At 45.2% G+C, this 5,274-nt stretch carries 5 protein-coding genes; 2 read left to right on the forward strand and 3 right to left on the reverse strand.

What is annotated here, in order from left to right; genetic code table 11:
- Positions 1 to 330: response regulator (locus RMO84_RS01125; RefSeq protein WP_310486597.1), on the reverse strand; the 330-nt coding region annotated here is incomplete at its 3' end.
- A gap of 132 nt (positions 331 to 462) precedes the next feature.
- On the opposite strand from RMO84_RS01125, the gene RMO84_RS01130 reads away from it, so the two are divergent.
- Both RMO84_RS01130 and RMO84_RS01135 read left to right on the forward strand, forming a co-directional pair.
- A complete protein-coding gene (locus RMO84_RS01130) occupies positions 463 to 1,146 on the forward strand; it encodes a DUF305 domain-containing protein (protein WP_310486598.1) in 684 nt (227 codons plus the stop codon).
- Between the two features lie 145 nt (positions 1,147 to 1,291).
- Positions 1,292 to 2,080, forward strand: a complete 789-nt coding sequence (locus tag RMO84_RS01135) for a MauE/DoxX family redox-associated membrane protein (RefSeq protein WP_310486600.1) — start codon at positions 1,292 to 1,294, stop codon at positions 2,078 to 2,080.
- A gap of 628 nt (positions 2,081 to 2,708) precedes the next feature.
- On the opposite strand, the gene nadA is transcribed toward RMO84_RS01135, so the two are convergent.
- Positions 2,709 to 3,671 (reverse strand): quinolinate synthase NadA, encoded by a 963-nt coding sequence (nadA, locus tag RMO84_RS01140; protein ID WP_310486601.1) that lies wholly within the window; start codon positions 3,669 to 3,671, stop codon positions 2,709 to 2,711.
- 150 nt (positions 3,672 to 3,821) lie between these two features.
- Complete coding sequence (locus tag RMO84_RS01145; RefSeq protein WP_310486602.1) at positions 3,822 to 4,715, reverse strand: PEP-CTERM sorting domain-containing protein; 894 nt, start codon at positions 4,713 to 4,715, stop codon at positions 3,822 to 3,824.
- Positions 4,716 to 5,274 lie beyond the last annotated feature (559 nt).

The following is a 5,274-nucleotide window of genomic DNA, read 5'->3' on the forward strand; positions in this document are numbered from 1 at the left end:
GACGAGGTAGTCGTCGGCACCAGCGTCCAAGCCGGTAATTTTATCCTCCATGCGATCGCGGGCGGTGAGCATCAGGATCGGTAGCATATAGTTGGCAGCCCGCAAACGTTGACACAGCTCGATGCCAGAGATTTTGGGCAACATCCAATCGATAATCGCGAGCGAGTATGTCGTGCGATCGCGTAGCGTCTCCTGTGGAGCATCTTGGGTGAGATATTCCCAGCCAGCTTGTCCATCTACCACCCAATCGACAATATATTGATGGTGCGCGAGGCTCTTTTGGACGAGCGCACCGAGATCGGGTTCGTCTTCGACGAGTAAAATTTTCATACGGTTCAGATCGATCGTCCGCTAACTAGATAAAATTCAGATGAAACGATCGATCGGTGAAATTTCATCTCAATTTCATCTCATCCCGATAAGATAGTAGTAAAACAATAATTACTATTTTAGCCCCGAAGTATGAATACTAAAAATCGATTATTTACCCCAATGGCGATCGTCATTGGCACGATCGGGATTGCTTCGGTGTCAATCGCTGGTTTGACGATGCGTCACAGTCCGAATTCGCCGATCGCTCAAAATCAAGATGGGATGAATCATGGCGGCATGAATCACGGTGGGATGAATCACAGTATGGATGTCGGCCCTGCCAATGCCAACTATGACCTGCGCTTTATCGATAGTATGGTACCCCACCATCAAGGTGCGTTGGTGATGGCGCAGGAAGTCATCCAAAAATCCAAACGTCCCGAATTAGTTAAATTCGCGAAAGATATTATTACCGAGCAGAAAAAAGAAATCGCCCAGATGCAGCAATGGCGAAAACAATGGTATCCCAAAGTATCGGCAATACCCATGATGTGGCACTCAGCAATGAATCATGAAATGGCGATGACTGCCGAACACAAACAGTCGATGATGATGAGCATGTCGCTAGGCAAAGCCGATGCTGGATTCGACAAACGCTTTCTCGATGCGATGATTCCCCACCATCAAGGTGCAGTCACGATGGCAAAAGATTCATTGCAAAAATCCCAACGCCCCGAATTACAAAAACTCTCACAAAATATCATTGCTTCCCAACAGTCAGAAATCGATCGCATGACCCAATGGCAGCAAAAATGGTACGGAACTAAAAAATAGAAAATAGTCGTTTGGTTGATGATTATCGATCGAACTCACTTTGCTCATTCAGCTAGTTTTTGGTGCGTTACGCTCCGCGATAACACACCCTACCATTCACTATCGCCTATCCCCTATCCCCTATCCCCTAACTCCGAGGTGTCTGATGAATCAACTCGATCTCAGCTCGCGTCAAATCAAACTCTATCGGATGTCCATGCCAGAACATGAATGTCCGTGGGGATTAAAAGCGGTCAAACTCTTACAAGAACGGGGGCTAAAATTTGAAGATATTAAATTGCGATCGCGTGAAGAAATAGATAAATTCAAAGAGAAATATCATGTTGCCACTACACCGCAGATCTTCATCGATACCGAAAGAGTTGGGGGTTATACCGATCTAGCCGATCGACTGTCGGCAACTCCCGAACAAACAGATACTTCTTATACGCCGGTTATCGCTTTGTTCTCCACTGCGGGGTTGATGACGCTAGCTTTATCGCTGAAGATGGCTGGTTTCATGGGGATCTCGTTGTCGATGTTGGCGAGTCTGAAGTTGATGGATTTAGGCTCATTTACCGAGAGTTTTGAAAAGTACGATCTCGTTACCAAACGATTCAAACCTTATGGCAAAATCTATCCTTTTCTCGAACTAGCGATCGGGTTAGGATTCTTGTCTGGCATTGCCCCATTAGCTACCGGAATTGCTTCAGCTACCGTGGGTATCCTTGGCTCGATATCGGTATTTAAAGCTGTCTATATCGATAAAATGGCTCTCAATTGTGCCTGTGTGGGCGGCAATTCCAAGGCACCTTTGGGCGTAGTTAGTATGACCGAAAATTTAATGATGGCGATAATGGGCGCGATCTTAATTTTCACCAGCATGACTGCCCCGACACCAAAGGTAGCTCAGGTAAATGCGATCGCCCCATCGGTAATTGAACTGCGGCAATGATTACTCGCTGAGAGGTTGTCTGAAAAGTCTAATTGCTTCGTTTAAGGTGGGTAAATCCCCCTTTTTAAGGCTACCGCGTACCGACAAGTTGGTTGGACTTCGTTTTTAGATCTAAATCCCCCAAACCCCCTTAAAAAGGCAGGGCTGATTCATTCGTTACTGGGCGTAGGTTGTCACCGTTCGATCGTTAATAGTTAAGCGTAACGGCAAACAATCGATACTTGTTAGGTTCAAACTTTTCTGGTGAAGACAGAACCCGGATCTGGGGGTTGTCTTGATGCGCTAAACCGTTGGGGAACCCAACGAGCGCGCATCGCTCCGACCCCCAGTCCCCCCGTTGAGGAGGCGGGACGCCGCCCCTCAAACTCCCCTGCGTAAGGTTCGATTTGTAGGAAGCGGGGTGGGGGTCATAATGGAGATCGCGTAGTAGGTAGATCTGGGGGTTCTCACCCCCAGACCCCCCGGCAGAAGTAGCAGGGCTGTTTCATTAAAACCATCGGGGAAAGGAATGAAACAGCCCTGCTTTTCAAGGGGGGAACCGGAATTAAAGTCCCCCTTTTAAAGGGGGATTTAGATCTACGATCCACATCAAAAAACCTTTTCAGACATCCTTTTAGCAATCCCTTAATTAGCTCATTTCTAACATCCGTTGCATCGGACGGAGAGCTGCCAATCTGACATCTTCAGGCATAGTAATTTCTGGCGATCGATTTTTCATCGCTAAATACAATTTTTCTAATGTATTCAATCGCATGTGCGGACATTCATTACAGGCACAGTTAGCGATCGGTGGTGCGGGGATAAACTCTTTGTGCGGTTGCGCTTTTTGCATCTGGTGAATGATGCCTGGTTCGGTAGCAATGATAAATTGCGTACTCTCACTCTGAGCTGTATATTTCAACAATGCACTCGTCGAACCGATGAAATCGGCGTGTTGTAATACTGCCTCTTCACATTCGGGGTGCGCGATGATTTCTGCATGGGGATAGTTGATTTTTAGCTGTACCAACTTCTTCTCCGAAAAAGTTTCGTGTACCATACAGCTTCCTTGCCACAGCACCATTTCTCGATCTGCTTGCTGCGTCACATAGCGACCGAGATTGCGATCGGGTGCGAAGATAATTCCCTGCTCTAACGGGATTTGTTTGACAATTTTGACAGCATTAGAACTCGTACAGATAATATCGCTCAGAGCTTTAATTTCTGCCGTACAATTGATATAAGAAATCACAATATGGTTGGGATATTCAGCTTTAAATGCGGCAAATTTATCCGGCGGACAACTATCTGCGAGCGAACATCCTGCTGCTAAATCTGGTAATAATACCAACTTATTTGGATTCAAAATTTTGGCGGTTTCTGCCATGAAATGCACGCCTGCGAACACGATAACGTCGGCATCGGTACTTGCTGCTCTGCGGGATAATTCTAATGAGTCACCAATAAAATCTGCCACGTCTTGAATCTCAGCATCCTGGTAATAATGCGCTAGGATGACAGCATTGAGCGATGTTTTTAATTCCTGAATTGCCGCTACAACATCAACGGGAATAGCATCGGGACGAGCGGTTGGACGGGCAGTGACAAACATTTTGGTGGTTGGCTTGGGGTATGATGGGTCGATCTATTTCAATTATAGTAGATTCTACCAAAATGCCAAGTGGGTAGCTGCCAATTACAGCAAACAGCACTACGATAGCTTTCGTAGTGCTGTTTGCCAGACGAGATCGAAATATTCGATCTAGAGTTTGTTAGTAACTTTCAATCTTTTCCGCAGCTTGAGTGCTGCTGCCCCACCAATGAGTGTACCGACGATCGAGAATGGCTCGGGAACCGCTTGAACTGAGCTAGTCGTACGCAGACTCACCCGATTAATTGCAAAGTTATAGCCGTCATTATTGGTAATATCCGTTGTATTAAACACAACGCGGGTAATGTCCGCAGCATCGCTAGTGAAACCGTAAAATGTGGCAGAGTTGTTAGCTAAAGCACTAGTAGTGCCATTAAGATCGACCGTTCGCGAAGAAGCGGTAGAGCCGTTGCCATAAAAAGCAGTAATCGTACCTCTAAATGGAGTGACACCAACTGTCCCAGAGCCATGATAAAAAAGACTATTAAGCTGTGCGCCCACTGCGTAAACCGGAGTGGCAAAGCTCAAGGTCAGGCCAGTACTGCCATTAGCACTACCTTTATTCCAATAAACGGCAGCACCAGGTGCGAAATTCCCATTCCAGAACGTGGTGTTCGCGGTAGCACTACCAGGTAAGCTAGCCTCATCTGGATATGGAGTTGAATTTTGGCGGCGAATTTCTCCAAAGTCCCCAGCTTGACTACCTGTTACTGTTATCCCACCTGCTGAGAGAGTAGTAAAAGTTGCTGGCCCATTGTTAGCGTTAGTAACTTGGGTAATGGGATTCGACCAATCTACAAAGTCATTCGCACTCAATGCATCACGGCTGCTGGCAAAGGTTAGATTTGCCGACCAAGCATTTGTCGTGGTAGTTAAAGCGATCGCGGTTGTTGCCGACACGATCGAAAATTGTAACAGCCCCTGTTTCAACGTAGCTCTCATGAAATAATTGTCCTCCTCAAATTTTGAATTAACTAGTTCCCAATACAATGCAAAAATGTTCATACATCTAGCTTGTTAAGCTACCTAAACCTACACATTCAGTCGATCGGATCGACTCAATCTGCCAAGAATTATGTATGATGTTAATCTCTATTCAGCGAGCTAAAATATCTTCAAATATTACTTACTCTCTGCCAAAGAGCTAATTTAAAAAGTTAATTTACAAAGATAAACACTAGCCTTAACCATCGATAAGTCGGATTTGAAAATTTCAAATCAGCCAAATTCAATAAAGAATAAACAAGTATTTTTCATAATAGAAATCTAACCGCATCGTAGCAGTTTCGCAATCTAATGAGATCGGCAAAATAGCTGACACAATCGGCAGCAGAGGAGGATATTAGTAGCAAATGAAACTTGGATACTACTTAAAGATCGAGTTGTTTTTAATCAGTCAGAATATTATGCGTAAATGTTAAATCTTTACAAAGATTAAAAGGCAGTGCTGCTTTCAAGCACGCTCTGCGCATCTGGCGATCGCCCAGTGAAAAATCTCACACTGATTTTATTTGTCATCCAAGACAAGACAGCGCACCAAGCAGCAGCATGAACTCTAATCGCC

This window comes from Chamaesiphon sp. VAR_69_metabat_338 (genome assembly GCF_031423935.1).
GTDB lineage: Bacteria > Cyanobacteriota > Cyanobacteriia > Cyanobacteriales > Chamaesiphonaceae > Chamaesiphon.

Excerpts from the sequence above, each read along its gene's own strand:
- RMO84_RS01130 (WP_310486598.1), top strand. The coding sequence starts at position 463 with ATGAATACTAAAAATCGATTATTTACCCCAATGGCGATCGTCATTGGC.
- RMO84_RS01135 (WP_310486600.1), top strand. The coding sequence starts at position 1,292 with ATGAATCAACTCGATCTCAGCTCGCGTCAAATCAAACTCTATCGGATG.
- nadA (WP_310486601.1), bottom strand. The coding sequence starts at position 3,671 with ATGTTTGTCACTGCCCGTCCAACCGCTCGTCCCGATGCTATTCCCGTT.
- RMO84_RS01145 (WP_310486602.1), bottom strand. The coding sequence starts at position 4,715 with ATGAACATTTTTGCATTGTATTGGGAACTAGTTAATTCAAAATTTGAG.